The organism is Xanthomonas sp. NCPPB 2586, from assembly GCF_041475775.2.
GTDB lineage: Bacteria > Pseudomonadota > Gammaproteobacteria > Xanthomonadales > Xanthomonadaceae > Xanthomonas > Xanthomonas campestris.
Window position 1 is genome coordinate 4176789 of the sequence record NZ_CM192981.1, and the last position, 17705, is coordinate 4194493.

Below are 17705 nucleotides of genomic sequence, written 5' to 3' on the forward strand. Positions count from 1 at the left end.
GCAAAGCACACGCGCGGGCGTCTCCGCGCTCGCGAGAGGCCTGCTGTGACCAATCCCGAATCCCAAATCACCACTCCCGAGACTGACGACGACCAGCTGGCAATCTCCGTGCGCGGGCTGACCAACCGGTTCGGCAGCCAGGTCGTCCACGAAGAGCTCGACCTGGACGTGCGCCGCGGCGAGATCCTGGGCGTGGTCGGCGGCTCGGGCACCGGCAAGTCGGTGTTGATGCGCAGCATCCTGGGCCTGCGCGAACCCGATGCCGGCAGCATCCAGGTGCTGGGCGCGGATGCGCGCTCGGGCCGTTTCGTCGATCGCCAGCACATCACCCGCAACACCGGTGTGCTGTTTCAGGACGGCGCGCTGTTTTCCTCGATGACCGTCGGCGAGAACGTGCAGGTGCCGCTGAAGGAGCATCACGGCGAATTCCCCGAGCGCTGGTATTTCGAACTGGCGCTGTTGAAGATCAAGCTGGCCGGTTTGCCCGCCGACGCGCTGGACAAGCTGCCCTCGCAATTGTCCGGCGGCATGCGCAAGCGCGCCGGACTGGCGCGGGCGCTGGCACTGGACCCGCCGCTGCTATTCCTGGACGAGCCCACCGCCGGGCTGGATCCAATCGGCGCGGCCGCCTTCGACCGGCTGATCCGCACATTGCAGCAGGCCCTGGGCCTGACCGTGTTCCTGATCACCCACGACCTGGATACGCTGTACGCCATCTGCGACCGCATCGCGGTGCTGGCCGATCGCAAGGTGATCGCCAACGCCCCGCTGGCCGAAATCGAACAAGTCGATCACCCCTGGATCCAGGAATATTTTCACGGCCCCCGTGCGCGTGCCGCGCGCCAGGCCAAGACCGCCTCCACCGAGACCGCCTGAGCATGGAAACCAAAGCCAATTACGTCCTGATCGGCGCCTTCACCATCGTGGCCGGCCTGGCCTTGCTGCTGTTCGGGCTGTGGGCCGCCAAATACTCCTCCGACCGCACCTGGCAGCAATACCGGGTGGTGTTCCGCGAGGCGGTGACCGGCTTGTCGGTCGGCAGCCCGGTGCAGTACAACGGCATCGCGGTGGGCTCGATCACCGAGCTGACGCTGGCGCCGAACGACCCGCGCCAGGTCGTGGCGCATGTGCGGGTGAACTCCACCACGCCGATCAAAAGCGACACCCGCGCCAAGCTGGCCATCACCAGCCTGACCGGCCCTTCGATCATCCAGCTCTCTGGCGGCACGCCCGAAGCGCCGTCGCTGACCACCATCGACAAGAGCGACGCGCCGATCATCCAGACCACGCCGTCGGCGCTGCAGAACATCACCGACACCGCCAACCGCATCGTCGAGCGCATGGACCAGATGCTCTCGGACAAGAACGTGGCCAGCATCACTGCCACGCTGCAGAACCTGGAAAAGATCAGCGGCGGCATCGCCGATCGCGACGAAGGCATGCAGGCGCTGATCGTCAGCGCGCGCGATGCCGCGCGCAATCTGGACACCACCCTGACCACCACCAACGGCACCATCAAGCGGCTGGACCAGAACCTGGTGCAGCAGCTGCCCGGCATCCTGGAAAAACTCGACGCCACCCTGGTCAAGCTGGACTCGGCCGCCGGCAACGCTGACAACATCCTTGGCGAGAATCGCGCGGCCATCAATAGTTTTGCCAACGACGGCCTGGGTCAGCTGGGCCCCACGCTCACCGAGTTGCGCGGCCTGATCCGCGATCTGCGCCGGGTCAGCGACAAACTGGACAACAACCCTGCGCGCTACCTGCTCGGCCGCGACGCACCCAAGGAGTTCGAACCGAAATGACTGCCATGCGCCTGTTGCGTCCCCTGCTGTGCGTCTCGTTGCTGGCGCTGGGCGGCTGCTCGGTCCTGACCGGTGGCGACCAGAAGCCGGCCACGATCTACGCCCCCACCGTGCGCGTCACGCCAAATCCAGCGTGGCCGCAGGTGAGCTGGCAGCTCTCGGTGGCCAAGCCCAGCGCCGCGCGTATCATCGACAGCCAGCGCATCAATGTGCGCCCGACCCCCGGCGAATTGCAGGTCTATCACGGCGCCGGCTGGGCGCAACCGGCCACCGACATGCTGGAAGACAGCGTGGTGCGCGCGTTCGAAGACTCCGGCAAGATCGCCGCGGTTGCGCGCATCGGCGCCGGGATCCGCTCGGACTACAAACTGGCGATCGACGTGCGCCGCTTCGAGTCCGACTATGCCGGCCAGTCGCTGCCGGCTGCCACCATCGAGCTCAACGCCAAGCTGCTGCATTCCTCCGATCAGCGCGTGGTGGCATCGCGTACGTTCACCGTGGCCCGCCCCTCGAGCAGCACCGACACCGCTGCGGTCGCGGCCGCGTTCGAGCAGGCCCTGACCCAGGTCACCACCGAGCTGGTGGGTTGGACCTTGATCACCGGTCAGCAGGACAGCCAGACCTTGCCGCGTGCGTTGTAAGCGCAAGCGAGCAGCCAGAAAAACGTAGCCAGCGGTCGCCAGGTGGACACGGACGGCGCGCAGGAGCCGGAGCATACGAGTGGTACATGCCGATTCCGAGTACCGGCCGCGCCCGCCTGGGGCTGCCGCAAAGCGGCTGATCTGCTGCATGACTGCGGGGGCCCTTGCCTTCCCACCATCGCGGGACACGCTGCAAGTACGTCCTTGTAAGCTCTTGCGCGGCATCCATGCCGCGTAAGGTCCCGCGACGGTGGGCGGGCAAGGACCCGTCGAGATGGTCGGTGTGCATGGCTTTCAGTAAAACAGCCAGCAAACTGTCTGGTGCGGTGTCCTCGCCGCTTGCGGGACCGTGTGGCGGCATGGATGCCGCCACCGAGCCCCCAGGGACGGGTTGACGGCGTGTCCCGCAAGCGGTGAGGACACTGCGCCCTTGAGCGACCCAGCGTTTGACCTGGCTTCTGACTGCATCCAACAAGATGCAGCCAACGAAACCACTGCGCTCACCGCCAGGCGACCGCTCGCGACGTTTTGTTAGCCGCTCTTTTATCGCTGGGACACGCGCACCGCAATCTGGCGAAAGGTCAGATTGATGCGCTCGCCGACCGGTTTTACGGTGCGCGGCAAGGCATGTTTGTAATGGCGCTGGGTATCGCCGCCCATCAGCAACAAGTCGCCATGGCCGAGTTCCAGGGTCTGCTTCAACGCCGCATCGTGCCGATGCTTGAAGGCGAACCGCCGCGCCGCGCCCAGGCTTAGCGATGCGATCACCGGTTGCGCGCCCAGCTCCGGCTCGTCATCGCTATGCCAGCCCATCGCGTCGGCTCCGCTGCGGTAGCGGTTGACCAGCACGCTGTTGAACGGGGAGCCGGTCTCATCCTGCAGACGCGTACGCACTGGCTGTAGCGCCTCCAGCCACGGCTGCGGCGCAAACTGCGTGCCCGAGTAGCGATAGCTGGCATCCGCATCGCCGATCCAGCTGCTCAGACGCGGTGAATCCACCACCCGCCCGAACATGCGGATGCGATGGACCTCCCACTGCACCTGGTCCAGCAGCGCCTGCATCAGCGCATCGGCGTGCGCGGCCTGCAACCAGCCGCGACACCAGTGGACCTGAGCTTGCGGCAGTGCAACGCGTATGTTCATGCGCAAACGCTAGCATGCGCGTGTCGGAGCGCGCCGGCAGCGGCGGATGAATCAACGCGATTTGCCGCCATCACATGCAATCCCGGAAAATGCACCCCAGCCATCGAGCCAACGGGAGCGGAGCAATGTCGGAAGCGGGAATCGGCGCGCAAGCGTCAGAGACGGTCGAGCGCGACGTGATGGAGTACGACGTCGTCACCGTCGGTGCCGGTCCGGCCGGGCTGTCGTTCGCGATCCGGCTCAAACAGCTCAACCCCGCGTTGAGCGTGTGCGTGATCGAAAAATCCAGCACCATCGGTGCGCACATCCTCTCCGGCGCGGTGATCGAACCCGGCCCGCTGGATGCCTTGCTGCCGGGCTGGCGCGATCACCCGCCGCCGGTGTGCGTGGCCGCCACCGAAGACGAATTCTGGTTTCTTGGCAAGGACAGTGCGCGCAAATTCCCGGTGGTGCCGCCAGGCATGCGCAACCACGGCAACTTCATCGTCAGCCTGGGCGCCATGTGCGCCTGGCTCGCTCCGCAGGCCGAAGCCCTGGGCGTGGAGATCTACCCCGGCTTTGCCGCCGCCGAAACCCTGCACGACGACAGCGGCCAGGTGGTGGGCGTGCGCATCGGCGATATGGGCGTGGCCAAGGATGGGTCGCACAAGCCCGGCTACACTGCCGGTATCGACATCCGCGCCAAGGTCACCGTGCTGGCCGAAGGCGCGCGTGGCCATCTCACCAAGCGCCTGCTCAAGCGCTTCGACCTGACTGCCGATGTCGACCCGCAGGGCTATTCGATCGGCATCAAGGAACTGTGGCAGGTGCCCGAGGGCCGCGTCAGCCCCGGCAAGATCGTGCACACGCTCGGCTGGCCGGCCGACAACCGCACCTATGGCGGCAGCTTCCTGTATCACCTGGACAACAACCAGATCGCGCTGGGCTACGTCAGCGGGCTGGACTACAGCGACCCCAATTACCAGCCGTGGGAGGCCTTCCAGCAATGGAAGAACCACGCGCTGATCAAGCCCCTGCTGGAAGGCGGCAGCATCCTGTCGGCCGGCGCGCGCGCCATCGTCACCGGCGGCTGGCAATCGCTGCCCAAGGTGGAAATGCCGGGTGCGCTGTTGATCGGCGACACCGCCGGCCTGCTCAACGTGCCCAAGATCAAGGGCACCCATCAGGCGATCCGCAGCGGCATGCTGGCCGCCGAGCACCTGGTGCAATCGCAGCTAGCCCCACAGGGCTTCGACGCCAAGCTGCGCGCCTCCGATGCCATGGCCGAACTCAAGCAGGTGCGCAACATCAAGCCCGGCTTCAAGAAGGGACTGTGGCTGGGCATGCTCAATGCCGCCTGGGAAACCGCGCTCAAAGGCGCCTCGCCGTGGACACTGAAAAACAAGCCGGACTGGTCGGCCATGCACAAACTCGGCGAGTACGAACAGCCCAAACGCGACTACTTCCAGCGCGAGCTCGCCCCACGCGATCGGCTGCAGGCGGTCTACTTCGCCGCCACCGAACACGACGAAGACCAACCGGTGCATCTGCAGGTGCTTGACACCAGCATCTGCGCCACCCGCTGCGTGGAGGAATACAACAACCCCTGCACCCGCTTCTGCCCGGCCAACGTCTACGAAATGGTCGCAGACACCACCAGCCCCTCCGGCAAGCGCCTGCAGATCAACGCCGCCAACTGCGTGCATTGCAAGACCTGCGACATCAAGGACCCCTACGAGATCATCACCTGGGTCACCCCGGAGGGTGGTTCGGGGCCGAACTACCAGAATCTGTGAGCACACTCGATCGCTCGATCCAGGCACGCGCGCGCGCCCACTTATTTGGGCTGCTGCGCGCTGGGTTTCGTGTCATCCCTTTAAGCGATGCAACACGCGACCGGTGGCGTAGCTGGTTTCTGGACCGACATGCCGATTGGGTACCCGAGCCTGTACGTGGCCGCGCAAACCATGCGATTTCGCGGCGCCCCACAGCACGTAGTGATGAAGCGGCGATTGGCCATGTGGCTTATCGCACGATTGCATTACCCGAAACGCTTCCGGCAACCTTGGTTGCGTTCTATCTGCCGCAATTTCATCCTATCCCGGAAAACGATGCATGGTGGGGCAAGGGTTTCACCGAATGGCGCAATGTCTCCCGCACTCTTCCGCAATTTGAGGGACATCAACAGCCCAGACTGCCTGCTGACCTCGGCTTCTACGATCTTCGCACTCCTGATGTCATGCGCGAGCAGGCTCGACTGGCACAGGAGTACGGTCTAGGCGCATTTTGCTTCTATTTCTATTGGTTCGCCGGCAAGACCTTGCTGGAAATGCCGATCACCCAATGGCACGCAGACACCTCGATCACGTTGCCGTTCTGCCTTTGCTGGGCGAACGAGAAATGGGCGCGGCGCTGGGATGGCCGTGGTCACGATGTTTTGATCGATCAGGCTCACAGTGCGGACGACGATCTGGCCTTTATCGCCCACGTCGCAAGGTATATGCGCAATCCTAAATATCTGCGCGTGGGTGACCGCCCCTTGTTGCTGGTTTATCGGCCACATTTACTGCCCGAGCCTGTGCAGACCGCAGCACGCTGGCGCAATTGGTGCCGCGACAATGGCATCGGTGAAATTCATCTTGCCTATGTCCAAGGCTTCGAACGTCCGGATCCGCGCGACATCGGATTTGATGCGGCAGTTGAATTTCCTCCCAATATGAGTACGCCACCTTCGGTCACTGCAAGACAGCGATTGGTGAATCCGGACTTCAGTGGCGACGTGCTCGACTGGAGAGAACTTGCGCGCGACATGGAACAGCGACCGCTACGCGATTACACGCTGTATCCAGGTGTCAACCCGGGCTGGGACAACGAACCGCGCCGTTCGGGGAAAGGACGCATCTATCTGCATGCATCACCGCGTCGCTACCGTGATTGGCTCGCGCGCACCGTGCAACATCGCCTCGCCAATGCGCCGTCCGCGCACCGCATGGTGTTCATCAATGCATGGAACGAGTGGGCTGAGGGTGCAGTACTCGAACCGGATGCGCGCTTGGGATACGCATGGCTGGATGCAACACGACAGGCACTGACGCGTGCACCCGATGTCGCCACCGAGATATGTTCGCCAAGCGCATGCGTGGTCTTGCACGCCTGGTATCTCGATGTACTGGACGAGATGCTCGACGCAATTGTGGAGTGCGGAACTCCGCTGCGCATCATCATCACGACCGACCTCACGAAGGTCATCGAAGTCACTAAGTGCATACAGCGCCGCGGCATCCAGGCCGAGGTGGAAGGCTTTGAAAATCGTGGCCGCGACATCCTGCCTTTCCTACACGTGGCCAATCGGCTACTCGACGAGAACGTGCAGCTGGTTTTGAAGCTGCATACCAAGAAATCGACCCATCGCGATGACGGAAATGCATGGCGGGGCGAGATGCTCACCGCATTGCTAGGGCCGCAGCGGGTCGATGCGATCGTGAACGCGTTCTCTACCGATCCGCTTGTCGGTCTCGCGGCACCTGAAGATCATCTATTACCGGTGACCGAATTTATCGGCGGCAATGCTGACGCACTGGATTATCTTACTGTTCGCACAGGCTCGGATGCGCCGGACACAAATAGCTTGTTTGCTTCCGGCAGCATGTTCTGGGCAAGGCTTGAGGCGCTACGCCCATTGCTGGACGCGCATCTTCATGCGAGCGAATTTGAAAGCGAACAGGGACAGATCGATGGCACCCTTGCGCATGCGATCGAGCGCTTCGTCGGTCTTGCAGTGACCCATTCGGGGCATCGCGTCACCACGGTCGAACAAACACTGGGCATCACCAAAACACCATCCGCCCAGCCTTACCGATATGCACGCAAGGCGCCTTGACGGCGCCCTGCGAATTGCAGCGTAAACATCTAGCCTCTTGTTTGTACAACGAACGCAACACCGGTTTTGGCGCGTAGCTCCTCCAACCCAACGCCCTCTGCAGCCTCCACCAGCACCAGCCCGCCATCGGTCACATCAAACACGGCCAGGTCGGTGATGATGCGATCGACCACGCCCACGCCGGTCAGCGGCAGGTCGCATTGCGGCAGGATCTTGTGCGTGCCGTCCTTGGCCACGTGTTCCATCAGCACGACCACGCGCTTGACGCCGGCCACCAGGTCCATCGCGCCGCCCATGCCCTTGACCATCTTGCCCGGCACCATCCAATTGGCGAGGTCGCCGCGGTCTGTGACCTGCATCGCGCCGAGGATCGCCAGGTCGATGTGTCCACCGCGGATCATGGCGAACGAATCGTGGCTGCCGAAATAGCTGGCACCTGCGCGCGCGGTCACGGTCTGTTTGCCGGCATTGATGAGATCCGCGTCCACTTCGTCTTCGCCGGGAAACGGGCCGATGCCGAGCAAGCCGTTTTCCGATTGCAGCCACACGTCCACGCCGTCGGGAATGTGGTTGGCCACCAGCGTGGGCAGGCCGATGCCCAGGTTGACGTAGGCGCCATCGGTGAGTTCGCGCGCGGCGCGCGCCGCCATCTGATCGCGGGTCCAGGCCATTACTTGTCTCCCTGGCGCACGGTGCGCTGTTCGATGCGTTTTTCTGGTGTGGCGTTGAGTACCAGGCGGTCAACATAAATGCCGGGCAGATGCACCTGATCCGGATCGATCGCACCGAGCTCGACAATCTCCTCCACCTCGGCGATGCAGATTCGCCCGGCCATGGCACAGGCCGGATTGAAATTGCGCGCCGTCTTGCGGAATACCAGGTTGCCGGCGGTGTCGGCGCGCCACGCCTTGATCAGCGCAACGTCGGCCTGCAACGCGGTTTCCAGCACGTAATGCTTGCCATCGAACTCACGCGTCTCCTTGCCGTCGGCCACGATGGTGCCGTAGCCGGTGGCGGTGTAGAACGCGGGAATGCCCGCACCGCCCGCACGCAGGCGCTCGGCCAGCGTGCCCTGCGGGTTGAATTCCAGCTCGAGTTCGCCGGCCAGATATTGGCGTTCGAATTCCTTGTTCTCGCCCACGTAGGACGAAATCATCTTGCGTATCTGGCGGGTCGACAGCAATTGGCCCAGGCCGAAGCCATCCACGCCCGCATTGTTCGAAATCACCGTCAGGCCGCTCACTGCGCTGTCGCGCAGCGCAGCAATCAAGGCTTCCGGAATGCCGCACAGCCCGAAGCCTCCAACCGCCAGCGTTTGTCCATCGGCCACCACGCCGGCCAGCGCCGCCTTGGCATCGGCATAGCGCTTGGCGCCCGCCCCCCTTGCAACTTGGTTCATCACCGCCCTCACCTCGCTGATGCGAAGCGGGCATTCTAGCCGCTGACTGTTCCCTGTCCTCGGTCGCAATTCCGCCACACCCAAGACACGGCGCAGCCGCTAAACTCGGCTGTCCCCCACCCGAGGAATTGCCCATGACGCTACCCGCCTTCAAGGCCTACGATATTCGCGGCCGCGTGCCGGATGAACTCAACGAGGACTTGGCCCGCCGCATCGGCGTGGCACTGGCGGCGCAGCTGGATCAAGGGCCCGTGGTCCTGGGCCACGATGTGCGCCTGGCGAGCCCGGCACTGCAGGAAGCCCTGTCTGCCGGCCTGCGTGCCAGCGGCCGCGAGGTGATCGACATTGGCCTGTGTGGCACCGAGGAGGTCTATTTCCAGACCGATCACCTCAAGGCCGCCGGCGGCGTGATGGTCACCGCCAGCCACAACCCGATGGACTACAACGGCATGAAGCTGGTGCGTGAGCAGGCGCGACCGATCAGCTCCGATACCGGCCTGTTCGCCATCCGCGACACGGTCGCGGCCGACACTGCCGCTGCAGGCGAGCCCACCGCTGCCGAGCACAGCCGCACCGACAAGACCGCGTATCTGGAGCACCTGCTCAGCTACGTGGACCGCAGCACACTCAAGCCGCTCAAGCTGGTGGTCAACGCCGGCAACGGCGGCGCCGGCCTGATCGTCGACCTGCTGGCACCGCATCTGCCATTCGAATTCGTGCGCGTCTTCCACGAGCCCGATGGCAACTTCCCCAACGGCATCCCCAACCCGCTGCTGCCGGAAAACCGCGACGCCACCGCCAAGGCGGTCAAGGAACACGGCGCCGACTTCGGGATTGCCTGGGATGGCGACTTCGATCGTTGCTTCTTCTTCGATCACACTGGCCGCTTCATCGAGGGCTATTACCTGGTCGGCCTGCTGGCGCAAGCCATCCTGGCCAAGCAGCCCGGCGGCAAGGTCGTGCACGACCCGCGCCTGACCTGGAACACGGTGGAGATGGTGGAAGACTCTGGCGGCATTCCGGTGCTGTGCAAGAGCGGCCACGCCTTCATCAAGGAAAAGATGCGCAGCGAGAACGCCGTCTATGGTGGCGAAATGAGCGCGCACCATTACTTCCGCGAATTCGCCTACGCCGACTCGGGCATGATTCCGTGGCTGCTGATCGCCGAGCTGGTCTCGCAATCGGGCCGTTCGCTGGCCGACCTGGTCGAAGCGCGCATGCAGAAGTTCCCCTGCAGCGGCGAGATCAACTTCAAGGTCGACGACGCCAAGGCTGCGGTCGCACGCGTCATGGCGCACTACGGTAATCAGTCGCCGGAGCTGGATTACACCGACGGCATCAGCGCCGACTTCGGGCAATGGCGCTTCAACCTGCGCAGCTCCAACACCGAGCCGCTGCTGCGTCTGAACGTGGAAACGCGCGGCGATGCTGCACTGCTGGAGACGCGTACGCAGGAAATTTCCAACCTGTTACGCGGCTGATTTACCATCTTCCCCCACTTTGACGCACTGGAGTTTCCCCCGCTCATGAGCGATGTCCTTCCGATCATTCTTTCCGGCGGCTCCGGCACGCGCCTGTGGCCGTTGTCGCGCGAATCCTACCCGAAGCAGTTCCTGCCGCTGGTCGGCGAGCACAGCATGCTGCAGGCCACCTGGCTGCGCTCCGCTCCGGTGGCGGCGCACGCACCCATCGTGGTGGCCAACGAAGAGCACCGCTTCATGGCGGCCGAGCAGTTGCAGCAGCTGGGCGTGAAGCCATCGGCCATCCTGCTCGAGCCCAAGGGCCGCAACACCGCCCCGGCGATTGCGGTTGCCGCACTGGAAGCCACCCGCAACGGCGGCGATCCGCTGCTGCTGGTGCTGCCGTCCGATCATGTGATTCGTGACGAGGCCGCCTTCCAGGCTGCCGTGACCGTCGCGGCAGCTGCCGCAGAACAGGGCAAGCTGGTCACCTTCGGCATCAAGCCGACCGCGCCCGAGACAGGCTATGGCTACATCAAGGCCGGTGTCGGCACCGGCGCCACTGCGGTCGAGCGCTTCGTCGAGAAGCCCGATCTGGCCACTGCACAGGGCTATCTGGCCAGCGGCGAGTACTACTGGAACAGCGGCATGTTCCTGTTCCGCGCCTCGCGCTACCTCGAAGAACTGCGCAAATTCCAGCCCGCCATCGCCGATGCGTGCCAGAAAGCCTGGGAAGGCGGCAAGCGCGACGCCGACTTCACTCGTCTGGACAAGGATGCGTTCGCCTCCAGCCCGTCGGATTCGATCGACTATGCGGTGATGGAAAAGACTGCCGATGCGGTCGTGGTGCCGCTGGATGCCGGTTGGAACGATGTCGGTTCATGGTCGTCGCTGCTGGACGTCTCCGAGCAGGATGGTCAGGGCAACGCGCACCACGGCGATGTCATCCAGCTGGACTGCAAGAACACCTACGCGTACGGCTCGCGCCTGATCGCCATGGTCGGCCTGGAAAATGTGGTGGTGGTGGAAACCGACGACGCCGTGCTGGTCGGCCACCGCGACCGCATCCAGGAGGTCAAGGAAGTGGTCAGCCAGATCAAGTCGGCCGGCCGCTCCGAGGCGACCTGGCACCGCAAGGTCTATCGTCCGTGGGGCGCCTACGATTCGATCGACATGGGCCAGCGTTTTCAGGTCAAGCGCATCACCGTCAAGCCGGGCGCCACGCTCAGCCTGCAGATGCACCACCACCGCGCCGAGCACTGGATCGTGGTGAGCGGCACCGCCGAGGTCACCCGTGGCGACGAAGTTCTGCTGTTGACCGAGAACCAGAGTACCTACATCCCGCTGGGCGTCACCCATCGCCTGAAGAACCCGGGCAAATTGCCGCTGGAACTGATCGAAGTGCAGTCCGGCAGCTATCTGGGCGAAGACGATATCGTGCGCTTTGAGGACACCTACGGGCGTACCTGATCGGTCGTTTGCAGGTTTATGCAACACAAAAGCAAACAGCCGGGGATTCCCGGCTGTTTGCTTTTGCGGCTCTCATTTCGTCGGCAGGTAGCGTGGTTGCCACCGATTTGAGCCGCGACTTTTACTGTCTGGCAGCGGCGACTTCGGCAATCACGCGCTGCAATCCAGGTCGCCATTCCGGCAGCATGATGTCGAAATCGCGCTGCAGTTTCTCGATCGACAACCGCGAATACGCCGGCCGCTTCGCAGGGGTCGGATAGTCTGCGGTGGTGATCGGTACCACGCGCGGCGCACGCGGCAGCAGTCCTGCGCTCACAGCCTCTTCGAAGATCGCCTCGGCAAAGCCATGCCAGCTGGTCTGCCCTGCAGCAGTGAGATGCCAGGTACCCGATGTTTCGGCGGTGCGTTGCCGAAGCAACTGTGCAGTGATATCGGCGATCAACGCCGCCGGCGTCGGCGTTCCGATCTGATCGGCCACCACGCGTAGCTCGTCGCGCTCGGCGCCGACACGCAACATGGTGCGCAGGAAATTCCCGCCGTGCGATGCGTACACCCATGCCGTACGCAGGATCAGATGCTGCGCGCCGGAAGCACGGATGGCGTTCTCACCAGCGAGCTTGGTTTCGCCATACACGCCTAGCGGCGAGGTTTGGGCATCCTCAAGATAGGGGGCGGTGCCCTGGCCGTCGAAGACGTAATCGGTCGAGTAATGCACCAGCGGCACGTCACGGGCGGCACACCATGCCGCAATGGTCAAAGGTGCCTGCGCATTCGCCCGCATCGCGCTGACGCGATCCTGCTCGGCGCGATCCACTGCCGTGTAGGCCGCAGCATTGACGACAAGCGACGGGCCAATCTGGTCCAGCAAGGCTGGCAAAGTTTCCGGTGCGTCGAAGTCTGCGGTCTCGCACGCGCTACCATCAGGCAATCGGCCACTGCGTGTCGTCGCCTGCACCGCGCCATCGGCAGCCAATGCGCGTAGCAGTTCCGCCCCTACCTGCCCGTTCGCACCGAACACCAGCGTGGTCACGGCCTATACACCGGCAAACGATCGACTGGCACCTCATCCAGGAACGGCGCCTTGGCATCCTTGGCGGACAGCGACGGATCGCTGACCGGCCAATCGATCCCGATCGCCGCATCGTCCCAACGCACGCCAGCATCGGCTTCCTTGACGTACACATCGGTGCACAGATAGCTGAACAATGCTTTCTCTGAAAGTACTGCGAAACCATGTGCAAAGCCTTCAGGTATCCAGACTTGGCGTCGATTTTCTGCGCTCAGTAAAACAGCGGTCCAACGCCCGAAGTGGGGAGACCCAGCGCGGATATCCACCGCGACATCGTACACCTCGCCTTCAAGCACGCTCACCAATTTGCCCTGCGGTCGAGGCCACTGATAGTGCAGACCACGTAGCACGCCCCTGGCGGACGTGGAGACGTTACTTTGCACAAAACTCGTCGGCAGGCCGTGCTGCCCAAAGCGCTCCGCATTCCATGTTTCGAAGAACTGACCGCGCTCATCACCGAAGACCGCAGGCTCGATGACGACGCAGCCGGGCAACGTCGTTTCGATCACTTTCAATGGACAGCCCCACGCTTGGCTAATGCAGTCAAATACTTGCCATAGTCATTCTTCAACAACGGCGCCGCCAGACGCTCCAACTGCTCGGCATCGATCCAGCCTTGACCGAATGCAATCTCCTCCGGACAGCACACCTGCAAGCCCTGTCGCATCTGGATGGTCTCGATGAAATTCGCCGCTTCGTGCAAAGACTGATGCGTGCCGGTATCCAGCCACGCATACCCGCGACCCAGCGGCTCCAGATGCAAGTCGCCAGCATCGAGATAGCAACGATTGAGATCGGTGATTTCCAGCTCGCCGCGCGGCGACGGCTTCAAGGCAGCCGCATAATCGCTGGCCTTGCCATCATAGAAATACAAACCGGTGACCGCATAGTTGGAGCGTGGCTTTTCCGGCTTTTCGGCAATGTCGATGACCTTGCCGTGCTGATCGAATTCGGCAACACCGTAGCGCTCCGGATCGTTGACCCAGTAGCCGAACACCGTTGCACCCTGCTCGCGCGCGTCGGCGCGGCGCAAGGTATCGGTCAAACCGTGGCCATGGAAAATATTATCGCCCAATACCAGGCAACTCGGCTTGCCGCCTACGAAGTCGCGTCCGATCAGATAGGCCTGCGCCAACCCGTCCGGGCTGGGTTGCACGGCGTACTGGATATTGACGCCCCACTGCGCGCCATCGCCCAACAGCGACTGGAACAGCGCCTGCTCGTGCGGCGTGTTGATGATCAAGATGTCCCGGATACCCGCGAGCATCAGCACGCTCAGCGGGTAGTAGATCATCGGCTTGTCGTACACCGGCAGCAGCTGTTTGCTGACGCCCTTGGTGATGGGGTACAGGCGGGTGCCGGAGCCGCCCGCCAGGATGATGCCTTTACGTTGTGTCATCACAGATATTCCTTTAGGGCAGCCTGCACCAAAACGCGCGGGCTCGTGCCGGGGGTGCGCGCGTTAAACCGTTGCGCCGATGCGTTCCAGTCGATAGCTACCATCCAGCACGCCTTGGACCCAGGTTTGGTTGGTCAGATACCAGTCCACCGTCAATGCGATGCCCTGCTCGAAGGTGTACGCCGGCTCCCAGCCCAACTCGTCCTTCAACTTGGAGGCATCGATCGCATACCGACGATCGTGCCCGGGGCGGTCGGTGACGTAGGCGATCTGGCTCTCACGCGGCTTGCCATCTTCGCGCGGGCGATGCTGATCCAGCAGCGCGCAGATCGCCTGCACGACCTCGATGTTCTGCCGCTCCGAATTGCCGCCCACGTTGTAAGTCTCGCCGACCCGGCCCTTGGCCAGCACGGTGCGGATCGCCTCGCAGTGGTCGCTGACGAACAACCAGTCGCGCACCTGCTTGCCATCGCCATAGACCGGCAGCGGCTCGCCAGCCAGCGCCTTGGCAATGACCAACGGAATGAGTTTTTCGGGGAAGTGATACGGACCGTAGTTGTTCGAGCAGTTGGTGGTCAGCACCGGCAGCCCGTAGGTGTGGTGAAACGCGCGCACCAGATGATCCGATGCCGCCTTGGACGCCGAGTACGGCGAATTGGGCGCATACGGCGTGGTTTCGGTGAACTTGCCGGTCTCACCGAGCGTGCCATAGACCTCGTCGGTGGACACATGCAGGAAGCGGAAGGCATCACGGCGCGTGTCCGGCAGTGCTTTCCAATAGTCGCGCACTGCCTCAAGCAGGGCCAAAGTGCCGACCACATTGGTCTGGATGAAGGCGCCAGGGCCTTCGATCGAGCGATCGACATGGCTTTCGGCTGCAAAGTTCAGCACCGCGTCCGGCTGATGTTCCTGCAGCAGGCGAGTCACAAGCGCTCCATCACCGATGTCGCCCTTGACGAAGATATGGTCGGCATTGCCTTCCAGCGACGCCAGCGTATTCAGATTGCCCGCATAAGTGAGCGCGTCCAGATTGACCACGCGGATCCCGCGAGAGACCGCCTCCAGAACAAAATTTCCGCCGATGAAGCCGGCCCCGCCGGTTACTAGCCAAGTCGCCACTATCTACCCTCCTGGTCGCGCGCACCCGCGCTGCATTTTCAAGCCACACAGGATATATGGTCCAGGCAAGACCGAGCTTAAGCATCGCCCACATCGCTGCGTCCGACTGCCGCAGCGCAGCACCCATACGCCATCGCATGGTGCGCCCTGCCCGGTTAGAATGGACGCACTCCCGAGCCTGCCGCCGCGGCCGGGCCTTCCCGCAATAGCTGAAGGATCTCGTACACGATGAAAATCCTCGTCGCCTACAAGCGCGTGGTGGACTACAACGTCCGCATTCAGGTCAAGCCGGATGGCTCCGGTGTGGTGACCGACGGTGTCAAGCTCTCGCCGAACCCGTTCGACGAAATCGCCCTGGAAGAGGCGTTGCGCCTGCGCGACGCCGGCATCGCCACCGAGGTGGTGGTCGCCACCCTGGCCCCGGCCGACGCGGCCGCGCACCTGCGCAACGGCCTGGCCATGGGCGCCAACCGCGCCATCCACGTGGTGACCGACGCGGCGATTCAACCGTTGACCGCCGCCCGCACCCTGCTCAAGCTGGTCGAGAAGGAACAGCCGGACCTGGTCATCCTGGGCAAGCAGGCGATCGACGACGACGCCAACCAGACCGGCCAGATGCTCGCCACGTTGTGGGGCCGCCCGCAGGCGACCTTCGCCGGCAAGCTGGTGGTCGCCGATGGCAAGGCTACAGTGACGCGCGAGGTCGACGCCGGCCTGGAAACGCTGGAAGTGGACCTGCCGGCCGTCATTACCACCGATCTGCGCCTGAACGAGCCGCGTTTCATCAAGCTGCCGGACATCATGAAGGCCAAGAGCAAGCCGCTGGAAACGCTGGCCTTTGCAGACCTGGCCGTTGACTCCCACGACAGTCTGACCACCACGCACTACGCAGCGCCGGCCAAGCGCAGCCGCGGCGTGATGGTGAAGGATGCCGCCGAACTGGTGGCCGCACTCAAGCAGAAGGGATTGTTGTAATGGCCAAGATCATCGTCGTCGCCGAACATCTCAACGGCCAGCTCAACGCCGCCACGGCCAAGACCCTCAGCGCAGCGCTGGCGGTGTCTGCCGGGTCCATCGACATCGTCGTGCTGGCGGCCGACCCTGCCGCCGTTGCCGCGCAGGCCGCGCAGTTGGCGGGCGTCGCACGCGTGCTGACGGTGGCCAACCCCGCCAACGAACATGCCATCGCGCAGGTGCTGGGGCCGCAGATCGCCCAGCTTGCCGGCCAGGGCTATACGCACGTGTTCGGCCCCTCCACCACCTTCGGCAAGGACCTGATGCCGGTCGTGGCGGCGTTGCTGGGCGTGAACCAGATCTCCGACCTGATGTCGGTCGAAGATGCCTACACCTTCAAGCGCCCGATCTACGCCGGCAACGCGATCATCACAGTGAAAGCGCCGGCCGACCAGATCGTGGTGGCAACCGTGCGAAGCGCCTCGTGGCCGGAAGCGGCCGGCGGCGGAAGCGCGGCGGTCGAGGCGGTCAATGTCGATGCCACACTCCCGACCCACACCCGTTTCATCGGCCTGGCCGCGGGCAGCTCCGACCGCCCCGACCTGCAGAGCGCCAAGCGCGTGGTCTCCGGCGGCCGCGGCGTCGGCTCGGCCGAGAACTTCAAGCACATCTACAGCCTGGCCGACAAACTCGGCGCGGCCGTGGGCGCCTCGCGCGCCGCGGTGGACGCCGGTTACGTGCCCAATGAGCTGCAGGTCGGCCAGACCGGCAAGATCATCGCCCCCGAGCTGTACGTGGCCATCGGCATCAGCGGCGCGATCCAGCATCTGACCGGCATCAAGGACGCCGGCACGATCGTTGCGATCAACAAGGACCCGGAGTCGCCGATCTTCGAGATTGCCGATATCGGGTTGGTGGGAGATTTGTTCACGCTGTTGCCGGAGTTGGAACAGGCGTTGAGCTGAGCCCGGGGCAAGCACACCGCGTACTCTTCCCGACTACGCGGTTTTCTTGAAGGATCCAGATGCGGTCGACCGGCAGTGGCGCACAAATGATCCGTCCTGGCAGAACGTGTCGCTATAATTTCAGACCGATCTACAATGCCTTCTTTGACTCCCTCCCTGTGCCTCTGACCGCTTTGTGGAGAAACCGGATCTGGCGACAGCTGAGACCTTCACCGCTTCGGAAAGGGACTTCTGGAACAGCGGCGTACTTTCGTTCATGGGCGTTGCGCGACCCGCAGGGTCTCACGCGCAGCTTGAAGAATCCGGACAACGTTCCGCCAGAACTGTTCGAAATTCAATCCGGTAGCTACCTGGAGCCAGACGATATCGTCTGGTTCAAAGATCAGTACAACCGTGCCCCACACTAGGCGGCACGTCATTCC

General features: G+C 63.5%; 17 protein-coding genes and 1 other RNA gene. 10 read left to right on the forward strand and 8 right to left on the reverse strand.

The features are described 5' to 3' along the window. The first annotated feature begins 45 nt into the window (after window positions 1-45). From ACCQ09_RS18290 to ACCQ09_RS18300, 3 genes are read left to right on the forward strand one after another with little or no spacing between them, the layout of a single operon-like run. Window positions 46-876, forward strand: a complete 831-nt coding sequence (locus ACCQ09_RS18290) for an ABC transporter ATP-binding protein (RefSeq protein WP_011035877.1) — start codon at window positions 46-48, stop codon at window positions 874-876. A gap of 2 nt (window positions 877-878) precedes the next feature. Further along, entirely contained in the window at window positions 879-1805 is a 927-nt protein-coding gene (locus ACCQ09_RS18295; protein ID WP_011035876.1) for an MlaD family protein, read from the forward strand. Further along, window positions 1802-2446, forward strand: coding sequence for an ABC-type transport auxiliary lipoprotein family protein (locus ACCQ09_RS18300; RefSeq protein WP_057673285.1), 645 nt, complete (start codon window positions 1802-1804; stop codon window positions 2444-2446). Before ACCQ09_RS18295 ends, ACCQ09_RS18300 begins: the two co-directional genes overlap by 4 nt. 12 nt (window positions 2447-2458) lie before the next feature. Here ACCQ09_RS18300 and ACCQ09_RS18305 read toward each other — a convergent pair. Next, a non-coding RNA gene (locus ACCQ09_RS18305) (sX9 sRNA) lies at window positions 2459-2534 on the reverse strand. 455 nt (window positions 2535-2989) lie between these two features. After that, complete coding sequence (locus ACCQ09_RS18310) at window positions 2990-3589, reverse strand: alpha-ketoglutarate-dependent dioxygenase AlkB family protein (protein ID WP_029629047.1); 600 nt, start codon at window positions 3587-3589, stop codon at window positions 2990-2992. 125 nt (window positions 3590-3714) lie between these two features. On the opposite strand from ACCQ09_RS18310, the gene ACCQ09_RS18315 reads away from it, so the two are divergent. Further along, entirely contained in the window at window positions 3715-5364 is a 1650-nt protein-coding gene (locus tag ACCQ09_RS18315) for an electron transfer flavoprotein-ubiquinone oxidoreductase (protein WP_068573739.1), read from the forward strand. After that, window positions 5361-7448 carry a glycoside hydrolase family 99-like domain-containing protein gene (locus ACCQ09_RS18320; protein ID WP_040941819.1) on the forward strand — a complete coding sequence of 696 codons (2088 nt, stop codon included), beginning with the start codon at window positions 5361-5363 and terminating at the stop codon, window positions 7446-7448. The genes ACCQ09_RS18315 and ACCQ09_RS18320 overlap by 4 nt, the downstream gene beginning before the upstream one ends. Before the next feature lie 29 nt (window positions 7449-7477). On the opposite strand, the gene ACCQ09_RS18325 is transcribed toward ACCQ09_RS18320, so the two are convergent. Next, entirely contained in the window at window positions 7478-8119 is a 642-nt protein-coding gene (locus tag ACCQ09_RS18325) for a CoA transferase subunit B (RefSeq protein ID WP_012439272.1), read from the reverse strand. Further along, the gene (locus ACCQ09_RS18330) at window positions 8119-8847 is read right to left on the reverse strand and encodes a CoA transferase subunit A (protein WP_075286170.1); all 729 of its coding nucleotides are present in this window, start codon (window positions 8845-8847) and stop codon (window positions 8119-8121) included. Before ACCQ09_RS18330 ends, ACCQ09_RS18325 begins: the two co-directional genes overlap by 1 nt. A gap of 134 nt (window positions 8848-8981) precedes the next feature. Between ACCQ09_RS18330 and ACCQ09_RS18335 the strand changes: the two genes are divergently transcribed. Together ACCQ09_RS18335 and ACCQ09_RS18340 are read left to right on the forward strand one after the other, a co-directional pair. Further along, window positions 8982-10328, forward strand: coding sequence for a phosphohexose mutase (locus ACCQ09_RS18335; protein WP_040941821.1), 1347 nt, complete (start codon window positions 8982-8984; stop codon window positions 10326-10328). A 45-nt stretch (window positions 10329-10373) separates the two neighbouring features. Further along, complete coding sequence (locus tag ACCQ09_RS18340) at window positions 10374-11777, forward strand: mannose-1-phosphate guanylyltransferase/mannose-6-phosphate isomerase (RefSeq protein WP_040941822.1); 1404 nt, start codon at window positions 10374-10376, stop codon at window positions 11775-11777. Window positions 11778-11898: 121 nt separating this feature from the next. Here ACCQ09_RS18340 and rfbD read toward each other — a convergent pair whose 3' ends face one another. The 4 genes from rfbD to rfbB all read right to left on the reverse strand — a co-directional run bounded on the left by rfbD (window position 11899) and on the right by rfbB (window position 15364). Then, window positions 11899-12807, reverse strand: coding sequence for a dTDP-4-dehydrorhamnose reductase (rfbD, locus tag ACCQ09_RS18345; RefSeq protein ID WP_228427839.1), 909 nt, complete (start codon window positions 12805-12807; stop codon window positions 11899-11901). Beyond that, entirely contained in the window at window positions 12804-13361 is a 558-nt protein-coding gene (rfbC, locus tag ACCQ09_RS18350; protein ID WP_011035866.1) for a dTDP-4-dehydrorhamnose 3,5-epimerase, read from the reverse strand. The genes rfbD and rfbC overlap by 4 nt, the downstream gene beginning before the upstream one ends. Next, on the reverse strand, window positions 13358-14245 hold the full coding sequence (gene rfbA, locus ACCQ09_RS18355) for a glucose-1-phosphate thymidylyltransferase RfbA (RefSeq protein WP_012439277.1): 888 nt from the start codon (window positions 14243-14245) through the stop codon (window positions 13358-13360). The genes rfbC and rfbA overlap by 4 nt, the downstream gene beginning before the upstream one ends. A gap of 63 nt (window positions 14246-14308) precedes the next feature. Continuing rightward, window positions 14309-15364 (reverse strand): dTDP-glucose 4,6-dehydratase, encoded by a 1056-nt coding sequence (rfbB, locus tag ACCQ09_RS18360; protein WP_012439278.1) that lies wholly within the window; start codon window positions 15362-15364, stop codon window positions 14309-14311. A gap of 228 nt (window positions 15365-15592) precedes the next feature. Here rfbB and ACCQ09_RS18365 point away from each other — a divergent pair, with 228 nt between their 5' ends. From ACCQ09_RS18365 to ACCQ09_RS18375, 3 genes are all read left to right on the forward strand, one after another. Continuing rightward, a complete protein-coding gene (locus ACCQ09_RS18365; protein ID WP_011035863.1) occupies window positions 15593-16339 on the forward strand; it encodes an electron transfer flavoprotein subunit beta/FixA family protein in 747 nt (248 codons plus the stop codon). Next, window positions 16339-17283 (forward strand): electron transfer flavoprotein subunit alpha/FixB family protein, encoded by a 945-nt coding sequence (locus ACCQ09_RS18370; RefSeq protein WP_019237972.1) that lies wholly within the window; start codon window positions 16339-16341, stop codon window positions 17281-17283. The genes ACCQ09_RS18365 and ACCQ09_RS18370 overlap by 1 nt, the downstream gene beginning before the upstream one ends. Window positions 17284-17369: 86 nt before the next feature. Next, window positions 17370-17690, forward strand: a complete 321-nt coding sequence (locus ACCQ09_RS18375) for a hypothetical protein (protein ID WP_228427875.1) — start codon at window positions 17370-17372, stop codon at window positions 17688-17690. The last annotated feature ends 15 nt before the right edge of the window (window positions 17691-17705 follow it).